Raw genomic sequence first — 20,195 nt, forward strand, 5'->3', positions numbered from 1 at the left:
GCGTTTGGGCTCGGGTGCGCGGAGGCGTCACGCCGCCAGACCCGCCAGGCGGTGCCGCCGCCGCCCGCGCCGCGGCCCCCGCACCCCGCACCCGGCAACCCCCGTAGGCCGCGGACCCTCCGCAGAACGAGAGGCCCCGAACCATGAGCACCCAGACCGCGCCGGCCGGCCTCCACCTGGCCCCGCCCCCACTGCGCCGCAACTGGCGCTTCCAACTCCTGTGGATCGGCGCGACCAGCACCACCCTGGGCGTCGAAGCCGTCGACGTCGCCTACCCGCTACTGGTCCTCGGCCTGACCGGCTCCCCCGCCCTGGCCGGCCTGTTCGGCTTCGTCCAAGCCGCCACCAACGTGCTCCTGGGACTGCCCATCGGCCAACTCGTCGACCGCTGGAACCACCGCACCATGCTCATCGGCGCCGAAGCACTCCGCGCCCTGGCCACCGCCTCCGTCGCCATCGCCATCACCACCGGCCACCTCACCATGATCCACCTCATGCTCGTCGCCGCCGTCCTGGGCATCGGCGCCGCCTTCGGCGGCCCCGTCCGCATGCTCCTGGTCCGCGCCGTCGTCCCCCCCGAACAACTCACCCAAGCCCTGACCCAGGACGAAGTCCGCGAAGGCGCCGCCGGACTGATCGGCCCCGCCGTCGGCGGCACCCTCTACGGCATCGCCCGCGTCCTGCCCTTCCTCGCCTGCGCCGCCACCTTCACCCTCTCCCTGCTGTGCACCCTGTTCGTCCGCATACCCCCCCGCACCCCCACCAGCCAGCACACCACCGACACCCACCCCAACAACCAAAACCACCAAAGCACCCAGCACACCCAGGGCACCCAGGGCACCCAGGGCACCCAGGGCACCCAGGGCATCCAGGGCAACCGGAGCGGCCCGGCCGACCCCGCCGCCCACACCACCACCCCCGCACCGGGACCCGACACCACCCCCGACACAGGCACGAACGCAGGCACCGACACCGCACCCGGCACGGGCGCGAGCACGGGCACCGGTGCCGCACCCGGCACCGAGGGCATGTTCGCCGGCGTCCTGGAACTATGGCGCAACCCCCTGCTCCGCGGCGCGATCCTGCTGATCGGCACCTTCTACCTCATCATCACCGCCATCATCCTGACCGTCGTGGTCACCCTGCGCACCCAACACACCTCCCCCGCCCTGATCGGCACAGCCCTGTCCGGATCCGCCGTCGGCATGCTCCTCGGCGCCCCCTTCGTCAGCAAACTCCACACCCTGATGACCCCCGGCCGCCTCCTGATCACCGTCTCCGCAGTAGTCGCCGCCGCCGTCGCCCTCCTCGCCGCCCCCCTGGGCCCCTGGTGGGTCTTCGCCACCCTGATCCTGGCCACCCTGACCGTCCCCGCCCTCCGCGTCCTGATCGACATCATGATCCTGCGCCAAGTCACCGAAGACCGCCGCGGCCGCACCATCGTCGCCGTCATGACCGTCCTCAGCGTCGGCCCACCCCTAGGAACCATGACCGCAGGCCTCCTCCTCCAATACACCACCCCCCTCACCACCACCATCACCCTGGCCGCCATCCAAGCCACCGTCACCCTCTACGGCCTGACCAACCACCACATCTCCCAAGCCCACTGGCCGGAGCAACCATGACCACCACCAACACCACCAACACTGCAACCACCACCACCGGCACCAGCACCCGCACCACCACCGGCACTGCCACCGGGACCGGCGGCAACGCCACCACCACCCCGGCCGCGATCACCCTGGACGGCCTGACCAACCACCACGCCCCCCAAACACGCCGGCCGAAGCACCCATGAACACCAACGCCACCGGCACCAGCGCCGAGACCGGCAACAACGCCACCACCGGCACCAGCGCCGAGACCACCACCACCAAAACCGGTACCGACACCAGCCGCGACGCCACCACCACCCCAGCCGCCACCCAAGCCACAGCCACCCTGAACAGCCAAACCAACCACCACACCCCCCAAGCCCACCAGCCGAAGCAACCACGACCACCCAGACCACCACCCCCGCCACCGCCACCACCACCCCGGCCGCCATCCAGGCCGCGATCACCCTGGACGGCCTGACCAACCACCACACCCCCCAAACACGCCGGCCGGAGCACCCATGAACACCACCAACGACGACGCCAAGACCAGCGACACCACCACCACCGAACCCACCACCATCGAACCCACCGCCGCCGAACCCACCACCGGGACCGGGACCGCGGACGGCGATGCCGCCTCACCGGTCGTCCGCTACGAGAAGAAGGGCCACGCCGCCTGGATCACCCTGGACCGCCCCCAGGTCCTGAACGCCATGAACCTGCGCATGCACGAACAACTCGCCGAGATCTGGGACGACTTCGAACACGACGACAACCTCTGGGCCGCCGTCCTGACCGGCACCGGCAACCGCTCCTTCTCCGTCGGCCAGGACCTGCACGAACTCGCCCAACGCCAACACCACGGCACCCGCCCCAGCACCTTCGGCAGCCACGGCCAACCCGGCTGGCCCCGCCTGACCGAACGCTTCAACCTCAGCAAACCCCTGATCGCACGCGTCAACGGCTACGCCCTAGGAGGCGGCTTCGAACTCGCCCTGGCCTGCGACATCATCATCGCCGCCGACCACGCCACCTTCGCCCTACCCGAACCCAGACACGGCCTGATCGCCGGCGCCGGCGGCGTCTTCCGCCTCAGCCAGCAAACACCCCTCAAAGCCGCCATGGGCCACCTCCTCACCGGCCGCCCCATGACCGCCCAACGCGCCTACCAACTCGGCCTCGTCAACGAAGTCGTCCCCTTGGACCAACTCGACCAGACCACCGACCACTGGCTCCACGACATCCTCACCTGCGCCCCCCTCGCCCTCCGCGCCACCAAAGAAGCCGCACAAAAAGCCACCACCATGCCCCTCGAACAAGCCTTCACCACCCGCTACCACTGGGAAGAACACCGCATCAACAGCCACGACACCCTAGAAGGCCCCCTCGCCTTCACCCAAAAACGCCCACCCCACTGGCAAGGACAATAACCCCCACACCCCGGCCCACCCCCACCCAGAAAAAACACCCCCCGAAAAAACACCCCCGAAAAAGCACCCCCAACCCACCCACCCCCCGAAAAGAAAGCAAGAGGAACACCATGACCACCAGCACCACCACCGCCATAACCACCAGCACCAGCCCCGCCACAACCACCAGCACCAGCACCAGCACCAGCACCAGCACCGCCTACCGCACCGCGGACACCCTCGTCCACGACCTCTTCCACATCATCGACAACCGCACCTGGAACAACCTCACCCACATCTTCACCGACGACGCCGTCTACGAACGCCCCGGCTACCCACCCCTCCTCGGCCTCCACCAAATCCTCCACTTCTACCAACACCAACGCATCATCGCCACCGGCCACCACCACATCGACCACACCACCAGCAACCTCAACACCGCCGCCTGCTGGGGCCACTTCCACGGCACCACCCACACCGGACAACCCCTCCACGAACCCTTCGCCGACACCTACATCACCACCAACAACAAAATCACCCACCGCAAAACCTTCTTCTGGCGCCCAGCCATCTAAAAAAAACCGAGTTCGGATCATGTGGCTTTAGAAGCGATTCCCAATCCGAGGGACAGACTGCCGCTCGAACTTCCATGCGCTTTGGTCTCGTTCGGGTGATCAGTCGGTGGTCGGCACATAGAAGAAGGGCCTCTTGCACAGTTCGGTGATGTCGAGTCAGCGAACAACCAGGAGGCCCTCGTGCTCCACTCTGGCGTGCCCACCCTCGGCGTCCAGTTCCGGAGTGTTGTGCGATTGCCTCGCGCATAGACTCGGCAACGCCGCCGACCAGCCCGGCCGGACCCCTCGCTACGGCTCCACCTCTCGGACGCGGAGTGGGTGATCGTTCGGCCGCTGCTGCCGGTCCCGGCCTGGCTGAACGGGCGAGGGGGTCGCCCGGAGGGATGTTGGACGCTGTGCGCTACCTGGTGACCGAGGGCGTTCACTGGGCCAGTCTGCCCGCCGACGACCCCAAGTGGCGGGCCGTCTACCGGTTCTTCCGCCGCTGGCGCGACAACGACCTGATCAAGGAGTTGTACGGCCAACTGCGCACGATGCTGCGCAGCCGCTCACACGGGGGCACCGGTCCAGGTGCCCGTGGCCGCAGCCTGCCAGCGCAAATGCCTGATGCCCACGGCCTCCAGGATCTGCTGCGCGCCGGAGTCGACCTGCCGCGGCTTGTGGAAACGGGCGTTGACTACCCCACCCCCCATCTGATTACGGCAGTGCTGACCGGCCTTCACCTTGCACTTCGGGCAGGGGATTCCCAGACAGACCCGCAATGCCTCAGCAACAGCGACCTGTTCTTCGGTGGTATCCATAGGAACAAGCGTGGCCGCTCCCTGGCCGCTCCCGCAGGGCTTCCGGCGAATCCCGTGGCGGGTTCAAGACCCAACTTGGCTTCATTTCCCGGCGGCCCCCGGGTCAGCGCGGAGCGCCGCCACGCCCGAACCTACGTCCACAGCTGACGGAACCGGCAGAAAAGCACTTAACGGCCACGCGACTGTCACATGGCCGCCGAGGTGTCGGGCGTGCACACCATCACCACGCCGTGCCGCCAGCAACGGCGGCCGAGATCGACGCAATGGCCTCCCAGGTTCCCGACATCGACCCGCACGAACAGACCACAGCACTACGGTGGATCAGCGCACCGCACGCGAACGCCCAAGCCATACGCCAGCTCACGAGCTCTCCCAAACTGCTGGTCCGCCACAATGCCGCCCGGGCACCGCATCTGCCCCCGGACCTGGCAGCCTTGCTGGCCCACGACGCTGACCGCGTGATACATCTCTTCCAGGCCAAATCCTGCGACGACGCCCCGCCCGAGATACTCCTTGAGGGAACAAAGCAGCGAGACCCGAACCACACATTCCCAGACCAGCCACCCAACCATCCCCACTCCCCCCGCGACCGCCCGCGCTAGGCCAAGCCGAGCGGCTTCAACGACTCCCGCGCCGCCGTGGTAATGATCCGAAGGACCAGATTGCGATCTGCCATGACCGGCATTATCGACCGTCCCATCGACACCACGACCGGCACCGGTGTCAGTAGATGTGCTGTCAATATGCCGGGCATAGCGCAGCTACCCGTCCGTTTCCAGCTTGGCCAGATAAACCATACGATGGCGACGTCCTGGCCAATCACCGTCCGGGGGCCTACGTATACCCGTGTCCTCAACGGAGTTTCACCACCCAGGAAGGCATCCAGTTCGAACATGATATCGTCATCCTCTTCCAGCTCCTCCGTCTCACGTCGACGCACAGCAAAGCAAACGAAGATCGTCCCGCCATCCACCTGGAACGAGATACCGCCCATATCCGCCGAGATCAAACCCTGGGAAGCCTGCAACACCTGAAGGACGAGAAAATTCTCACGACCAAGGCATTTCCATGGACTACGACCAGACTGCGATTTCACCGCCAGGCATGCAAATAATACGGGCTCCATCGGCTGATGTAATACTCCACGCTTCATAATTGAGATCCGCTGTCACAGTTAGTCGACGCCCGTCCTAAAATTGGAGATTCAAGGACCCCGAATCCATTGCCTCGACCTCGGAAATATTTGCATTTAGTAGCCTCATGGCGATGGCATTTGCTGATTCGGACGGGACTTGCGGATCGAATCGAACAGGAGCTTCTTGCGTACCCTCGATATGGGCAAAAGTTTCGATTCGAATCTCCTGCCCAGAATCGAGGAGAATAACCATTCCCCCATCGAAACAGATCCGCCTGACGCTGCACCCGGTTGCCTTAATTTTCACTGCTGCCATCCAGTAGGAAGTGGATAATTTCCATTCTGATCCAATGGGATAGGCGTGGCGGAGTTTGGGCCAGGATTTCCGTTAATACCGAGCGGCTGGCCACCGGAATTATAAAAGCGTACATACCCATTAGCGTATCGCGGTGTTGCTGCCATTACGCAGACACTGTTTGCGTTTCCGTTGGATCCGGGCGCTTGCCAGACTGTTCCCTTGCCGTTGTCCGAGGCCCGAACAGTCCAATTATCTCCGGTTCCGGGAGGCGGGTTTGGGCCGAAGCGGGTGGCCGAGCCGCTCTCAGCTTTTTGCTTCTGAATCCTTTCGACCTGCGCCTTGAGAGCCTTGCTGCCTACGATACCGCCGGCTCCAGCTGCCTCAATGATGCCTTGGCCGAGGAACCCTTGCGAGTACATGCCGTAGTAGTAGCGGTCCGCTTCGCTGCACCCGGTCTCGGAGCACGCGATCTGGGCGGCGCTGAGGGCCATGTTGCGTTCTTGTTCGGCGTCGGCTCCGAGGATTCCGTGCTGTAGCGGCGGGTGAGAGCAAGGGGTTTCGGGGCTTCCGAAGGTTGCGTGCTGGGGGATCAGTAGCAGATTCCTACAGGGGCGTTGGGGCCGCACCAGTTGAGGTTCAGGGCGTTGATGGCGTCGTTGGTGGTGTCGAGGGTGAAGGTGACCGGGCCGGTCGGCATCTGGGGGGCGTCGTTGGTGGTGCTGATCACGCCGGAGGCGACGGTTCCGGAGACGGTGCGAAGCGTGCCGAGCGCGTGAGCGCCGTCGGTGATCTGCGCGTTGGTGTCGGTGTCGCAGGGCGGAGGGTTGTCGGTGCAGGAGACGTAGGTGCGCAGCTCCATCGTGAACGTGCCGTCGGCGTTGACGGTCATGTCGTTGCCGTGTCCGATCCAGTGGCCGGTGAACAGGGCGAAGTCGGGTGGGTTCGGGGGTGCGAGGGGCGGCGATGGGTGGGTGGCTGTCGGTCGGAGCGGCGGGGGTGACGGGCGCGACGGGGGCGGTGTGCTGCTGCATCCTGCGGCGCAGAGGGATATCGCCGCTACGGTCGTGAGCGCGCTCAGCAAGGAGCGGAAGGGGGCTCGGAGGTTGTGGGGTTGGGGTGATTGCACGGGGTTTCTCCTGAGGGTGGTGGGGTCGCGGGGTGGCGGCCGGGGCGCGGGGCGGCCGTGCTCAGCTCGGGCAGGGGTTGGCGTAGCTTGCGCCCGGGAGGTAGTGGCTCCACTGCGCGGTGGTCAGGGTGTCGCCGATGGTCTGGCACAGCCGCCTGACGGCTTGGTCGGCGCCGCTGGTCCAGAGGTAGGGGTCGCTGAGGTCGGTGGCGGTGACGATCGTCCGGCCGCCGTCGGCCGGTCGGGCGGGTCCGACCGCGGCCGAGGCGTCCCCGTAGGCGAGACCTGGGCTGGCGGGCTCGTTGTAGTGCCCGAGCAGGGTGGGGCTGGTCGGATTCGTCAGGTTCCACATGCGGATGGTTCCGGCTGTGTCGAGGTCCAGGAGGAAGTCGCCGTCCGCGCTGTAGCGCAGGGCCAGCACTGCCGCCCCGGCACCGGGCAGCGACGCCGACCGCGTCACCCGCCCGCTGGGCGTGGTCCGCCAGAAGGCCACCGTGCCGTCCCGGGCGCCGACCGCCAGCACCGGGGATTTCGGGGAGAACTGCACGGCCGTGGCGATCCCGATCTGCTTGACGGCACTGGTCAACGGCTTGGGGTCGCTCGGATCGCGGATGTCCCAGATCCCTGCCGGGGACGGGCCCTGGACGTTGCCCCCTTGGTTCTGCGGGAGGTTGCCGATGGCCAGCAGGGTCCCGTCGGCGCTGAAGGTCTCGTGCCCGCCGGGGATGCCGTCGAGGGTGGCCAGGAGGCGGGGTGGCGAGGAAGGCGACGAGGCCGAGACGGCCGGGACAGCGAGGAGCCAGGCTTCCGGCCGGTCGCTGTCCCGAACCGCCAGCAGCCGCCCGTCCGGGCTGAGCGTGACGTCGAGGGAGTCCGGGAAGGCCCCGGAGCCGGGCAGGACGGTCGAGCCCTGCTCCACCGGACGGCTCGGGTCGGCCAGGCTCAGCAGGGTGACGGTGTGGTCTCCCCCGACCGCGAGGGTGCGGTTCGACAGGGAGACGCTGTACCCGGTCGGAGTCCGCGGGTCTCCCTCGCTCCACAGCTCGCGGGGATGCTCCGGATCGGCCAGGTCCCACACGCCCACCTCGTCGACGCCCGCCGCGGCCATGACCGCGGCGTCGGGTGACAGCGCGACGGAGTCGTAGTGCTTGCCGAAGGGCAGCGCCGCGGTGGCGGCCGGCAGCCCCAGGCTCATCGCGCTCCACAGTTTGACCGTGTCGTCCGGGGAGCGGAGGCCGCCGGACGACTTGTCCACGGTGACGAGTACGGTCCCGTCCGGGCTGAAGGCCACGTCGGTGTTCCCGCCGCCGTCGGCCAGGGTCGGCAGCGGCGCGGGGAACCGGGGGTCGGAGACGTCCCAGAGCTGGGTGGGCCCAGCGTCGTTGATGCCGGTGGCGGCCAGAAAGCGTCCGTCGGGCGAGAAGGCCGTGGCGGCCATCGGGCCGGTGCCGTGCAGCGCGGCCAGTGCCGCCGGACGGCGCGGGTCGCGGATGTCCCACAGGCGCACGTTCCCGTCGAGGCCGGTCGCGGCCAGCACCTGGCCCACCGGGTCGAAGGCGACCGAGCGGACCGGCTGGCTGTCGGGGATCCGGGTGAGCAGGACCGGGACGGCGGGTCGGGTGATGTCCCACAGGCTGGTCGAGCCGTCGGAATCCGCCTCGGCCAGCTGGTGTCCGTCCCGGCTGACGGCGAGTCCGGCGACCGTGCCCGCCCCGCCGTTGATCGTCGCCAGGGGGGTCGGCGGGGTGGCGGCTCCGCCCTGACCACGATCAGCGGCCGGATTCCACACCCGGACGCTGTGGTCGGCGCCGCCCGCGGTGAGCAGGCGGCCGTCCGGGCTGAACGCCACGGCCTGGATCGGGCCGACCGCGCCGGGCAGCGTCCTGCTGAGCGTCGGGTGCCCCGGTTCGGTGACGTTCCAGACGTCCAGGGCTCCGGTGCTGGTGCCCACGGCGAGGGCGGTGCCGTCCGGGCTGAACGCCGCGGCGGTCACGCCCGGGGTGGGCAGCACCGCCGCGAAGCGGTGGGTGGAGCGGCTCCACAGGCGGGCCCGGCCGGCGGCCTCGACCGCGATGAGGCTGTCGCTGACGGCGACGTGCGAGACGGCGGGCGCGGCGATCACCCCGGGCAGCCGCACCCCGCTGGTCAGCGCGTCGAAGGCTTCCGTGGTCGGCGCGGTGCGGTATGCCGCGATGCGCATCTGCTTGGCGATGTCCGGCTGGGACGTGTCGAGGGCCACCGCCTGCGCGGCCAACTGCCGGGAGAGGGCGTACTGGTGCTGGCGGACGCTGTTGCCGTGCTGGTTGACGGCCGCGCCCAGCGCACCGGCCCCGGCACCGCTGACCACGACCAGGGACAGGGCGACCGCCAGCCGACCGGTGCGGAACCGCCGGGCGTGACGGTCGGCCTGTCGGAGCGTCCGGGCGAACCTGACGTCGCCGGGTTCGGGCGCCTTGGCGGCGTCGAGCCGGTTCGCCTCGGGGGCGACGAGCCGCAGACCGCTGCGGCGGGCGGCGAGCAGCTTGGCGTCCATGCCGCTGACCCTGAGCAGGTCCTCGCCTCCGAGCGCGCCGGTGACCGCGGTCCGGGGCCGCAGGCCGTAGAAGACCGCGCGCAGCCGGGACAGGCCGGGCCGACCGGACCGCGGGTGGCGCAGCAGTTCGCGCAGGCCCAGGGCGAAGGCCGCACCGAGCGAGGGGCCTTCGAGCCGTGCCGGAGCCGCCGGTTCGTCGGACAGGACGATGCGCCACAGGACGCAGCGCCCCTCGCGTCGCGGACCGGCCAGACGCCAGGCGTGGTCAAGCGCGGCGGCGAACTGGCCGTTGGGGCTCCGCACCCCGGCCATCGCCCGCGGGTCGGGGTACAGCCCCGTCGGCCCCCGGGGGAAGTCGCGAAGCTCCAGGACACCGGTGGCCCCCTCCGGCAGCTCGGCGCGTCCGTCCGGACCGGCCGATCGGCCGAAGACCACCGACACCCGGACGGCGGGCCGCCTGCGCGATTCCGCCCCCGCCATCATCAGCAGGGCGATTGCCAGCACGTTGGAGGCGGGGTCGGCGGAGGAGGGGTCCTCGGCGTCGGTGGGGGCGGGGGCAAGAGGGAGCAGTCTGCTTTCTTGCCAGGCCGTGGAGAGTTGCGACAGGGCCTCGTCCCCGGTCCCGTCCGCGGGTGCGGCCAGCACCCGGGCCAGCAGGAGCGGGTGGTCGACCGACGCCACCGCCGCGGCGCCCTGGTCCGACGCCGTCGTGTGCAGCCAGGTGCGCAGTTCCTCGCAGCGCCGACCGGACAGCCAGGCGGGGTCGGCGCGGGCCGCCTCGCCGCAGCAGTTCCACCACAGCGCCGGGGTGTCGCCGAGCAACTCGCGTACGGCGGCCTGCGGGCTGGTGGTGCGTTCCAGCACCTGTTCGAGCGCCGACCGGGCCGCGAGGGAGCCGGGCTCCGGACGTGTTCCGGGCCGGGGGCCCTCGGTGCGGGCGGCGCGTTCCTCGGCCGCGGTCACCGGAGCTCCCGGTCGATGACAGCACCCAGGCCGTCGTCCGCGACCGACTCCCGCACCTGGCGCCAGGCCTCGCGGGTCGCCTCGTTGAGCGCCGCGCGGACCGATGCCGCAACCGTCGCGGCATCCCAGGCGCTCGCGCTCTCCGGGCTCACCGGAACGGGCGCGGAGGCCGTCAACTCCGCCTCGGCGCTGAGGTCCGGGAGACGGACGTACGAGGCGGGCGGACCGATCCGAGCACGCACCACCGGCACCAGCAGCAACCGCTCGACACCGTCCGGCCCGGCGTAGCCGACCGACGTCATCAGCGGCCGGGTGGCGTCCCTGCCGTGCACCACCAGTTCCAGGCTGTACGCGAGAGGGGTGGTTCCGTGGCCGCGCACCAGGAACGTGGCGCTGCCGTCCGGGGAGGACGCTTCGACCAGCACCGCGTCGCCGCCGTCAGCGGTCAGTCCGCCGACCTGCGGGAGCCGGGGCAGCAGGAACCGCCCCGAGGGGAGTCCGCCGGTCCGCCGCCGGGGAGGGGGCTGGCGCGGGGCGACGGGCGGACTCCCCGGGGTCGTCGCGTGGGCGGGCGCGGCGCCGAGGCGCGCGGAGCGCACGGGGGGCAGGTCCAGGCCGGTGAACGAGGCCCAGAACCGCTGCCGCAGGGTGTGGCCGTCGCGTCCGCGACCGCGTCCCGGAGCGGGCGAGAGGGAGAGGGAGGAGGACGGCGACGGACTACGGCCGATGAAGGACCGCCAGGAACTCCGGACGACCGAGCCGGTGGTCACGACGCCTCCCCCGCATCCCCCGCACGGGTCGGCGGCGGCCCCTGGCCATCGCCTGGCGAGGGGAGTGCGGCCGGCTGTGCTCCGTCGGGCCCATGCAGGGCCACGGCGGGTGTGGTCGCCCTGCCCACCTGGGCGAGCAGCGCGGGGGCCGAGGCTCCGACGGTCACCGCCGCGTACACACCGGTGATCTCGGCGTGGAGCAGCCAACCGGCCACTCCCCCGAGCGCCACCCGGAGGAGTGCGGCGAGCGAGTCCGCGAGCGGATCGACGAACCCGTCGAGCCGGGGAAGCGGCGCCGCCGTGGCCCTCGCCGTGTGTCGGGCCTGCTGCCAGGCATTCAGGCGCCCGAAGGTGACGACCGCTTCGGCGATCAGTCCCCCTGCCGCACCGCATGCCGAGGCATCGATCCACATCACCGTTGCCCCGCCCCCCATTCATTGTTGGTGCACCGTCAGGTGACGTTATCCTGTGGACCCGTGCCCGTGTGGCCGTGTCGGGGAATCACCTGCCGGCTGCCGGCGCCGCCACGCCGCCCGCGGAACTCGCGGCACGGCACAACAGTGACCGCGGTCCCCTAAGCTCAGCGGATGGCGAAGTACTTCGACGTCCACCCCGAGAACCCGCAGCAGCGCACCATCGCTGCCGTGGCCGACCTCATCCGCTCCGGAGCGCTGCTCGCGTATCCGACCGACTCGTGTTTCGCACTGGGATGCCAGCTCGGCAACCGTGACGGCATCGACCGGATCCGCTCCATCCGCAGCCTCAACGACCGTCACCACTTCACCCTGGTGTGTCAGAACTTCGCTCAGCTGGGCCAGTTCGTGCACATCGACAACAGGGTCTTCCGAGCGGTCAAGGCGGCCACCCCGGGCCGGTACACCTTTATTCTTCCGGCCACCGCCGAGGTCCCGCGGCAACTGCTCCACCCGAAGAAGAGGACGGTGGGGGTCCGCATCCCCGACCATGCGGTCACCCAGGCGCTGCTCGCCGAACTCGGCGAGCCCCTGCTGTCCAGCACCCTGCTCATGCCCGGCGAGGAGGAGCCGATGACGCAGGGGTGGGAGATCAAGGAACGGCTCGACCACGTCGTGGACGCCGTGCTCGACTCGGGCGACTGCGGCACCGAGCCGACCACGGTCATCGACTTCTCCAGCGGCGAGGCCGAGATCGTCCGCAGCGGAGCGGGCGACACCACGCGGTTCGGATAGCCCCCCCGGGCAGGGCTCCGGCGGCCGTCCCGTAGGCCGTCAGGGCCCGAAGCCGCCGGGGCCCGAACGACCCGTCAGAATCCCGGGAACACCTGCCGCAGCTCGGGGACCACCTCGTGGCCCGGCAGCTCTGCCGAGGTCGCCTCCTCGTCCAACCGCCCGTAGACGAGCCGCACCAGCTCCTCAGCGGGCAGGACCAGGTCGACCGGGCCGGTGCCGGAGTCGGGGGTGAGTACGACGTCGGGCCCGGTCGTCAGCGTGAAGCGGCGTTCCGGGGCGGCGGTCTCGACCGCGAGGGTGCGGGGCTCGGCGGCGGCCCGGCCGGCCCGTGCGGCGGTACTGGGGAGCACGTCGATCAACAGGTCGACCGCGTCAGCGGACAGGACAGCCGTGGAGTCCAGCGCCACCGCGATGTCCCAGGTGTGCAGGGCGTGCTCGCCCAACCGCAGGGCCAGCAGCCCGGCCAGGTCGACCTCCCGGCCGAACAGGGACACCTTGAAGCGGGCCCGGTCCGCCTCGGACAGGCCCTCGATCCGGGACACCAGGGCCTCGTTGGCCTTCACGCTCTCCGTCGCCTGAAGCTGAGCGGAGCGGCCGTTCCAGGTGTCCCACAGCGGCTGGAACTGCTCCATTCCCGGAGCCGCGGTTCCGGCCAGTCCGGCGTCCAGGGCAAGGCCGAAGATCTCCGCCTGACTGCCCAGGTGCGAGGCGACCTGGGCGACCGACCAGTCCTCGGCGTACGAGGGATGCTGCACCTGTTCGGCGTCGAGCGGCAGCACGAGGGCGGCGAAGCGGTCCTGCGAACTGCGTGCCGCCGAGATCCAGGCGTCGAGGTCGGGCATGGGCATTCCGATCGGTCGCGGGCTCGGTCCGAGCCGGGAGGATGGCTGCACCGGCCTGCTGACCGCCGGTCAGGTCACTCTACCCACCCCTGCTTCGGCGACCGAGCGTTGAAGCGAGGTGAGGGAGGTGTCCCCGACGACGGCAGCGCGGTGGCCGTCGGCAGGCCGGACCACCTGGAAAGATGCGGCTGCATGCACGACGCGGGCCCGCATCGTGCAGGGGAGCCCTCACGACGGGTGGGGCCAGAGGGGAAGCGCACGTGGAACTGACGTTGATCGCCGTGCTCGGCGTGATCAGCATGGTGGCGGTGGCGGTGGTGTCCCGGCGGATCGGGGTGGCCGCGCCGCTGTCCCTGGTCGTGGTCGGACTCGTGCTCAGCTTCCTGCCGGGGGTGCCGCACATCGAGGTCGAGCCCGAGCTCGTGCTGACCGTGGTGCTGCCGCCGCTGCTCTACTCCTCGGCCGTGCACATGCCGGCGATCGACTTCCGGCGCGACCTCAAGGCCATCCTGCGGCTGGCGATCCTGCTCGTGGTCGCGACCACCCTGTGCGCGGGGTACCTGTTCGCCTGGCTGCTGCCCGGTCTCGGGCTGGCCGCCGCGTTCGCGCTCGGCGCGATCATCAGCCCGACCGACGCGGTCGCGGCCACCTCCATCGGCAAGCGGCTCGGCCTGCCGTCCCGGCTGATGACCATCCTGGAGGGCGAGGGCCTGGTCAACGACGCGTCCTCGCTGGTCCTGCTCGGTTCGGCGGTCGCCGCGACGACCTCCACCGTGCACCTGTGGAAGGTGGGCACGGACTTCCTGCTCTCGGTGGCCATCGCCACCGTCATCGGGGTCCTGGTCGGCCTGCTGACCGTGCTGGTGCGGGGGCGGCTCACCGACACCGTGCTCAACACGGCCCTCTCGTTCGTGGTGCCGTTCCTGGCGTTCCTGCCCGCCGAGGCCCTGGGCGCCTCGGGGGTGCTCTCGGTCGTGCTGACCGGGCTGGTCAGCGGTCATCTCAGCCCCCGGTTCCTGCGGGCCAGGGACCGGCTCGCCGAGGAGGTCAACTGGCAGACCATCGCCTTCCTCCTGGAAAGCGGGATCTTCCTGCTGATGGGGCTTCAGCTCAGGACCCTGCTGGACCAGGCGCACGACGCCGGACAGGACGTCGTCCACGCCGTCTGGATCGGGCTGCTGGCGACGCTGCTGGCGATCGCGGTACGGATGCTGTTCCTCGTCCCGCTGGTCGCCTCGCTCAGACGCGACGCGGACCGGGCCGAGAACTTCCGGACCACGCTGGACGACCTCGCCGACCGGCTCAGCAGCGGGCAGGACCTGCCGAACCGCTTCCGGAACACCGACCCGGAGCGGCTCCAGGGCCGACTGGTGCGCGGCCGGAGCGACGCTGACTTCAAGATCAACGAGAAGTTCGGGTGGCGCGGCGGAACGGTGATCGCCTGGTCCGGGATGCGCGGCGCGATCACGGTGGCCGCCGCCCAGTCGCTGCCGTCCGACACCCCCTACCGGCCGCAGCTCCTGCTGATCGCGTTCGTCGTGGCCGTCACCACCCTGCTCGTGCAGGGGCTGTCGCTGCCGCGGGTGATCCGCGCGCTCAAGGTCCCCGGCGACGACGAGGCCGCCGACCGCGCCGCCTTCGTCGAGCTCTACGCCGAGATGACGTCCCGCGTCGCCGACGCCCTGGACGATCCCGAGCTGAGGACGCCCGACGGCGTCCCCTACGACCCGGCGGTGCTGGAGCAGGTCCGGAACTGGACGGCGGCCCGCCGCCGGAAGCCCGCCGTCGGGGCCGTCGCGGAGGGCGTCGATCCGCGCGAGCAGTTCCAGCAGCTGATGCTGGCCACGGCGTCCGCCCAGCAGAACGCGCTGCTGGCCCTCCGCTCGACCGGTGCCTACAACTCCCGCGTGGTGAAGAAGGCCCAGGGCCTGATCGACGACGAACTGGCCCGCTTCCAGAGCCCGGAGGGGTGACCGCGCGCCGGGGCCCGACCCCGTCCGTACTCTTGGTCGCGCTGCGACGCCCGGACGCCGGGTCCGACGGTGCGTTGGACCCGGCGTCCGGGCGTCCGGGCGTGCGGGGTCAGTGCGCCAGAGTGGGCACCGTCTCCTGCTCCTCGGCGGCCTCTGCGGCCTTGGAGTCGGACTCGACCTGGTGGCCGCCCAGCGGACGCGCGTTGACCAGGACCGCCGCGGACAGCCCGGCCAGCGCGAGCAGCCCGGCCGCGACCCAGTAGGCGGTGGTGAAGCCGTGCACCATCGCGCTCGACTTCAGCGCGGCGGCGTCGGCCGCGGAGCGGACCGCGCTCGCGTGCCCCTTGGCGTAGCCGGCGGTGGCGCTGTTGGCGACGGTGCTCAGCAGCGAGGTGCCGATGGCGCCGCCGACCTGCTGGGAAGTGCTGACCATGGCGGACGCCACGCCCGCGTCCTGGCGCTGCACGCCCAGGGTGGCCAGGTTCATCGCGGGCATGAACACCAGGCCCATGCCGAAGCCGAGCATCAGCAGCGCGGGCAGGACGTGGGTGGCGTAGGAGCCGCCGACGCTGATCTGGGTCAGCACCAGCATCGCACCGGCCGCGAGGAACGCGCCCGGGGCCATCAGGAACCGCGCCGGGACCTTGGGCAGCAGCCGCACCGCGACCTGGGTGGCGCCCAGCATCATCCCGACCACCATCGGCAGGAAGGCGAACCCGCTGGTGACCGGGCTGTAGTGGAGCACCACCTGCAGGTAGTAGGTCAGGAACAGGAAGGCGCCGAACATGCCGACCACCGAGATGCCGATGGTCAGGTAGGCCCCGCCGCGGTTGCGGTCCAGGACCACGCGCAGCGGTAGCAGCGGGGACCTGCCGCGCGACTGCACCACCACGAAGGCCGCCAGCAGCACCACGGCGGCGATGATGAAGCCGAGTGTCCCGGCCGAACTCCAGCCGTCCGTCTCGGCCTTGCTGAAGCCGTAGACCAGCGAGGCCAGTCCGGTGCCGGCCAGCACGATGCCGGGGATGTCCAGGCGGGTGGTGTGGCGTGCGCCCTCGGGCTCCTTGATCACGAACACCGCGCCGGCCACCGCGACCACCGCGAAGAGGACGTTGACGTAGAGGGTCCAGCGCCAGTCGGCGTACTCGGTGAGCAGGCCGCCGAGGATCAGCCCGATGGCCGCGCCGCCGCCGCTGATCGCACCGTAGATGCCGAAGGCCTTGGCGCGCTCCCTGGGCTGGGTGAACATCACCGCCAGCAGCGAGAGTGCGGCCGGTGCCAGGATCGCGCCGAACGCGCCCTGGAGCGCACGGGCGCCCAGCAGCATGCCGGTGTTCACCGCAGCGCCGCCGAGCGCGGAGGCGGCGGCGAAACCTATCAGGCCGACCATGAAGGCGCGGCGGCGTCCCCAGCGGTCGGAGATCCGGCCGCCGAAGAGGAGCAGGCCGCCGAAGGCCAGTGCGTAGGCGGTCACCACCCACTGGCGGTTGGCGTCGGAGATGCCCAGGTCGTGCTGCGCCGAGGGGAGGGCGATGTTGACGATGGTGCCGTCGAGGACGACCATCAGCTGGGCCAGGGCGATGAAGCCCAGGGCCCGCCACCGCCTTGGGTCGAGGGTGGGTGTCGGGTCAGTCATGGTGTGGTGCCCTGTCCTGGTGTGTAGTACTGAGGTGTGTGGTTCTGAGCTGTCTGGTGCTGAGGCTTGTGGTGTTCAGGTAGCTGGTGCGGGTGGTGAGGGTGCGTCATGTCCGCTCCGCCGGACAGTGTCGGGTCACCCCAGCGCCATGCGCAGCGGGCGCGACGGGACGGCGTCCAGGGCCGCGAGGGTCGCCTCGTCCAGCACCAGCGAGCCGGCCGCGGTGTTCGCGGCCAGGTGGTCCGGGTCGGCGGTGCCGGGGATCAGCAGGACGTGGGGCGCGTGCCGCAGCAGCCAGGCCAGGCCCACCTGGGCCGGTGTGCAGTCCAGGGACTCGGCGGCGGCGCGCACCGCGGGCTCGTCGGTGACCTTCGGCAGGCCGGGGAAGGCGCTGCCGAGCGGGAAGAACGGCACCCAGGCGATCTGCTCGGCGGCGCACAGCGCGAGCATGTCCTCGTCGTCCCGGGCGAGCAGGCTGTAGGCGTTCTGCACGCAGGCGATTCCGGCCGGGAGCGCCCGGCGCAGCCCGTCCGCGGTCACGCTGCTCAGACCGATGGCGCCAATCTTGCCCTCGTCGCGCAGCGCGGTCATCGTCGCCAGCTGGTCCTCGATGGCGACGACCTGGTCGCCCTCGGCGCGGAGCCCGGGGCCGGTGTCCAGGCGGCGCAGGTTCACCACCGGGATCTGCTCCAGGCCCAGACCGGCCAGGTTGGCCTCGACGCTGGCCCGCAACTGCTCGGGCCGCTGGGCGGGGCGCAGCGGGATGCGGGCGCCCGGGTCGGGGTCCGCGCCGACCTTGCTCACCACCAGGACCTCGTCCCGGGGGCCGAACGCCTCGCGGATCACCGCGTTGACGAACCCGTTGCCGTAGAAGTGGGCGGTGTCGACGTGGTCGATCCCCAGGTCGACCGCGCGGCGCAGCAGCGCGACCGCGGCAGCCCGGTCCGCGTGCAGGCGCTCCAGCTGCATCGCGCCGAAGCCGACCCGGGAGACGGTGCGACCGGCGAGCCGGCCCGCACCGCCGGGGCGGGGGACGCCGTTGGGTGTGGTGGAAGCGGCATCGACAGGCATGGGCTGGACTCCTGTCCTGTGGGAGCATGGGGGAAGCGGAGGTCCCTCCGCTCTATCCGAGAATAGCACTAACGGAGGTACCTCCGCTTTGGCCGCCCAGGACCGCCCGCTCCGCGCGGACGCACAACGCAACCGCGACACCCTCATCGCCGTCGCGCGCACCGCCTTCACCGCCGCCGACGCCGGTGTCCCGCTGGAGGACATCGCCCGCGACGCCGGCCTGGGCATCGGCACCCTCTACCGCCACTTCCCCACCCGCGAGGCCCTGGTCGAAGCCGTCTACGCGGCCGAGCTCACCGCCATCACCACCAGCGCCCCCGCCCTGCTCGCCGCCCACCCCGCGGACCTGGCACTGCGCGCCTGGATGGACAGCTACGCCCGGTTCGCCGCGATGAAGCGCGGAATGATCGACACCCTGCGGGCCGGCTGGGCCGCGGGGCGCATCGCCACCCCGGCCACCCGTGAGCGGATCACCGGCGCGATCGCCGCGTTCCTGGACGCGGGCGCCGCCGACGGCACCCTGCGCGCCGACGTCGACCCCGACGACGTCACCGTGATCCTGCTCGGCACCTTCCTCGCCACCGCGGGCAGCAGCACCCCCGAGCAGACCGGCCGCGTGCTCGACCTGATCATCGGCGGTCTGCGTCCCGACGCCGACCGGACCGCCTGAGAGCGGCCACCGCGACCGGGCCCATTGGGCCATGGGCCCTATCCGGCCTGCGACAGCGCCGCTGACACCTCGTCACGCATCCCGGCGACCCGCAGCGACAGCACCAGGTCCTCGTGCAGGCCGGTGGAAACGCCGAGGGCCACCTCAAGGAGAAGCGGCACCAGGCGGACCGGGTCCGCGAGCGCGACCCGGGCGGACTCGCCGGTGGCACGGGTGCGGAGATAGACGTCGAGGACGGCGCGGGCCTCCCTGCCCCGGGCCTCGTCGACGAGTTCGGCCACCGCGGGGCCGACCTCCGCGGCGGACCTGCCCATGCCCAGCCGCAGCAGCTGTTCGCCGTCCGGGGTGCGTCCGGCGGCCCCGAGTGCCTCCGCGGCGGCGAGCACGCGGTCGAGCGGCAGCGCCGCCGCCTCCCACAGCAGCGTGGCCCAGTCCGCGGCCATACCCGCTCGCTCCAGCTGCTCCGCCAGCAGCGGGAACCGTACGGCAGGCTGGTACGCGGCCTCGGCGAGGACGGCGTGCGCCTGGCCGCCGCGGTCGTGCGCGCGAAGTCCCCGCAGCATCTCGACGGTGCGGGTGACCGCCGCGCGGTCCGCGTCGTCCACGGCGGCGGCGACCCGGGCGGCGGGCGCGTCCGCGGCCCCCACGAACCGCGCACCGCGTAACGTGCCGACCGCCCCGGGCAGGGTGGTCACCGCCGTGGTCCCCGGGGAGGCTGTGGTCGGCGCCCCGGAGAAGCGGGCACCGCGAGGTGCGGCCACGGTCCCGGCGGAGCGGTCCGCGGCGGCCACGGTCCCGGCGGACTGCTCCGCACCCGCTTCGACGGACCCGGTCCGGGCCCCGACGTCCTGGCCCGCGAAGCGGGCGCTGCCGCGTACCCGTCCTCTGCGCCTTGACGCGGAGGACGCCGGGGGCCGCCGCTCCGGCAGCGAGGACTCCAGTAGTGCAGACTCCGGCCGCTGCCCGGCGTTCTGGGGCACCGGGCGGACCGGTGCCGCCTCTCCCTGCTCCAAAGCCGCCACCCGGCCCCGCAGTTCGGCGATTCGGCCGCAGATCCGCGCGTGGTAGTCACCGGCCCAGGCCAGATCGCTCGCACCGGCCCGCTGCCGCTCCGGGCCGACGGCCGAGGCGCCGCGGGTCTGCAGGTCGCGCAGCAGGCGGGCTGACCGCTGCTGCTCCTCGCGCAGCAGGCGCAGCCGTTCGGTGAGCGTCGCCCTGACCCCCTCGGTGCGGTCGTAGGCCCGTACCGATGCGCGGTACAGCGGGCGGAGCCGAGCCGCCTCGTGCCGGGCGCTCTCCGTGCCCCGGACCGCGGCGAGGTCGTGGAGCATGGACTCGATCACGTCCCAGGGCGGCACCTCACGGCCCTCCAGGCAGGCGCGCATCCCTTCGGCGTCGCGCTGCCAGAACTCCCGGAACCAGCTGCCGTCCCAGTCGACCAGGGCCGCGACGCCGCTCAGGCACTGCGCGAAGTGCTCCATTGCTCCTGGGTCTCCGGGGAGTCCCCTCAACGTCGTCACATCCGCCCCTCGGCAATGGATTTCGCGCCAGGGGCCCCACAGAACACCACCAGTGTTTCGGGCGCACT

At 71.0% G+C, this 20,195-nt stretch carries 18 protein-coding genes and 1 pseudogene; 8 read left to right on the forward strand and 11 right to left on the reverse strand.

The window, feature by feature from the left end; genetic code table 11:
• Window positions 1–143 precede the first annotated feature (143 nt).
• The 5 genes from ACEZDE_RS02105 to ACEZDE_RS02125 all read left to right on the forward strand — a co-directional run bounded on the left by ACEZDE_RS02105 (window position 144) and on the right by ACEZDE_RS02125 (window position 4,529).
• Window positions 144–1,625 carry an MFS transporter gene (locus tag ACEZDE_RS02105; protein ID WP_380531208.1) on the forward strand — a complete coding sequence of 494 codons (1,482 nt, stop codon included), beginning with the start codon at window positions 144–146 and terminating at the stop codon, window positions 1,623–1,625.
• Entirely contained in the window at window positions 1,622–1,798 is a 177-nt protein-coding gene (locus ACEZDE_RS02110) for a hypothetical protein (RefSeq protein ID WP_380531211.1), read from the forward strand. The genes ACEZDE_RS02105 and ACEZDE_RS02110 overlap by 4 nt, the downstream gene beginning before the upstream one ends.
• A 318-nt stretch (window positions 1,799–2,116) precedes the next feature.
• Complete coding sequence (gene dpgD / locus ACEZDE_RS02115) at window positions 2,117–3,028, forward strand: enoyl-CoA-hydratase DpgD (protein ID WP_380531214.1); 912 nt, start codon at window positions 2,117–2,119, stop codon at window positions 3,026–3,028.
• A gap of 110 nt (window positions 3,029–3,138) precedes the next feature.
• Window positions 3,139–3,582: a nuclear transport factor 2 family protein gene (locus ACEZDE_RS02120; protein ID WP_380531217.1), complete on the forward strand. Its 444-nt coding sequence runs from the start codon at window positions 3,139–3,141 to the stop codon at window positions 3,580–3,582.
• Between the two features lie 395 nt (window positions 3,583–3,977).
• Window positions 3,978–4,529: a transposase gene (locus ACEZDE_RS02125; protein WP_380531220.1), complete on the forward strand. Its 552-nt coding sequence runs from the start codon at window positions 3,978–3,980 to the stop codon at window positions 4,527–4,529.
• 451 nt (window positions 4,530–4,980) lie between these two features.
• Here the strand turns inward: ACEZDE_RS02125 and ACEZDE_RS02130 are convergent, their stop codons facing one another.
• The 7 genes and pseudogenes from ACEZDE_RS02130 to ACEZDE_RS02160 form a co-directional block, all read right to left on the reverse strand.
• Window positions 4,981–5,535, reverse strand: coding sequence for a hypothetical protein (locus tag ACEZDE_RS02130; protein WP_380532367.1), 555 nt, complete (start codon window positions 5,533–5,535; stop codon window positions 4,981–4,983).
• A pseudogene (locus ACEZDE_RS02135) lies at window positions 5,456–5,833 on the reverse strand (DUF6188 family protein). Before ACEZDE_RS02135 ends, ACEZDE_RS02130 begins: the two are co-directional and overlap by 80 nt.
• Entirely contained in the window at window positions 5,821–6,306 is a 486-nt protein-coding gene (locus tag ACEZDE_RS02140; RefSeq protein WP_380532369.1) for a hypothetical protein, read from the reverse strand. The pseudogene ACEZDE_RS02135 and the gene ACEZDE_RS02140 overlap by 13 nt, the downstream one beginning before the upstream one ends.
• Window positions 6,307–6,404: 98 nt before the next feature.
• Window positions 6,405–6,704, reverse strand: coding sequence for a hypothetical protein (locus ACEZDE_RS02145; protein ID WP_380531223.1), 300 nt, complete (start codon window positions 6,702–6,704; stop codon window positions 6,405–6,407).
• Window positions 6,705–7,002: 298 nt separating this feature from the next.
• Window positions 7,003–10,437 (reverse strand): hypothetical protein, encoded by a 3,435-nt coding sequence (locus ACEZDE_RS02150; RefSeq protein WP_380531226.1) that lies wholly within the window; start codon window positions 10,435–10,437, stop codon window positions 7,003–7,005.
• Window positions 10,434–11,207, reverse strand: coding sequence for a hypothetical protein (locus ACEZDE_RS02155; RefSeq protein ID WP_380531229.1), 774 nt, complete (start codon window positions 11,205–11,207; stop codon window positions 10,434–10,436). The genes ACEZDE_RS02150 and ACEZDE_RS02155 overlap by 4 nt, the downstream gene beginning before the upstream one ends.
• Window positions 11,204–11,620, reverse strand: coding sequence for a hypothetical protein (locus tag ACEZDE_RS02160; protein ID WP_380531232.1), 417 nt, complete (start codon window positions 11,618–11,620; stop codon window positions 11,204–11,206). The genes ACEZDE_RS02155 and ACEZDE_RS02160 overlap by 4 nt, the downstream gene beginning before the upstream one ends.
• Window positions 11,621–11,794: 174 nt before the next feature.
• On the opposite strand from ACEZDE_RS02160, the gene ACEZDE_RS02165 reads away from it, so the two are divergent.
• Window positions 11,795–12,415, forward strand: coding sequence for an L-threonylcarbamoyladenylate synthase (locus tag ACEZDE_RS02165; protein WP_380531235.1), 621 nt, complete (start codon window positions 11,795–11,797; stop codon window positions 12,413–12,415).
• A gap of 74 nt (window positions 12,416–12,489) precedes the next feature.
• Here ACEZDE_RS02165 and ACEZDE_RS02170 read toward each other — a convergent pair whose 3' ends face one another.
• Entirely contained in the window at window positions 12,490–13,257 is a 768-nt protein-coding gene (locus ACEZDE_RS02170; protein WP_380531238.1) for a maleylpyruvate isomerase family mycothiol-dependent enzyme, read from the reverse strand.
• Window positions 13,258–13,517: 260 nt separating this feature from the next.
• Here ACEZDE_RS02170 and ACEZDE_RS02175 point away from each other — a divergent pair, with 260 nt between their 5' ends.
• Window positions 13,518–15,230, forward strand: a complete 1,713-nt coding sequence (locus ACEZDE_RS02175; RefSeq protein WP_380531241.1) for a cation:proton antiporter — start codon at window positions 13,518–13,520, stop codon at window positions 15,228–15,230.
• A 109-nt stretch (window positions 15,231–15,339) separates the two neighbouring features.
• On the opposite strand, the gene ACEZDE_RS02180 is transcribed toward ACEZDE_RS02175, so the two are convergent.
• Together ACEZDE_RS02180 and ACEZDE_RS02185 are read right to left on the reverse strand one after the other, a co-directional pair.
• A complete protein-coding gene (locus ACEZDE_RS02180; RefSeq protein ID WP_380531244.1) occupies window positions 15,340–16,866 on the reverse strand; it encodes an MFS transporter in 1,527 nt (508 codons plus the stop codon).
• A 135-nt stretch (window positions 16,867–17,001) separates the two neighbouring features.
• Window positions 17,002–17,937, reverse strand: coding sequence for an aldo/keto reductase (locus ACEZDE_RS02185; protein WP_380531247.1), 936 nt, complete (start codon window positions 17,935–17,937; stop codon window positions 17,002–17,004).
• Window positions 17,938–18,025: 88 nt separating this feature from the next.
• On the opposite strand from ACEZDE_RS02185, the gene ACEZDE_RS02190 reads away from it, so the two are divergent.
• Window positions 18,026–18,607, forward strand: coding sequence for a TetR/AcrR family transcriptional regulator (locus tag ACEZDE_RS02190; RefSeq protein WP_380531249.1), 582 nt, complete (start codon window positions 18,026–18,028; stop codon window positions 18,605–18,607).
• Between the two features lie 38 nt (window positions 18,608–18,645).
• Here ACEZDE_RS02190 and ACEZDE_RS02195 read toward each other — a convergent pair whose 3' ends face one another.
• A complete protein-coding gene (locus tag ACEZDE_RS02195; protein WP_380531252.1) occupies window positions 18,646–20,088 on the reverse strand; it encodes a hypothetical protein in 1,443 nt (480 codons plus the stop codon).
• Between the last annotated feature and the right edge of the window lie 107 nt (window positions 20,089–20,195).

This window comes from Streptacidiphilus cavernicola, assembly GCF_042510955.1.
GTDB lineage: Bacteria > Actinomycetota > Actinomycetes > Streptomycetales > Streptomycetaceae > Streptacidiphilus > Streptacidiphilus cavernicola.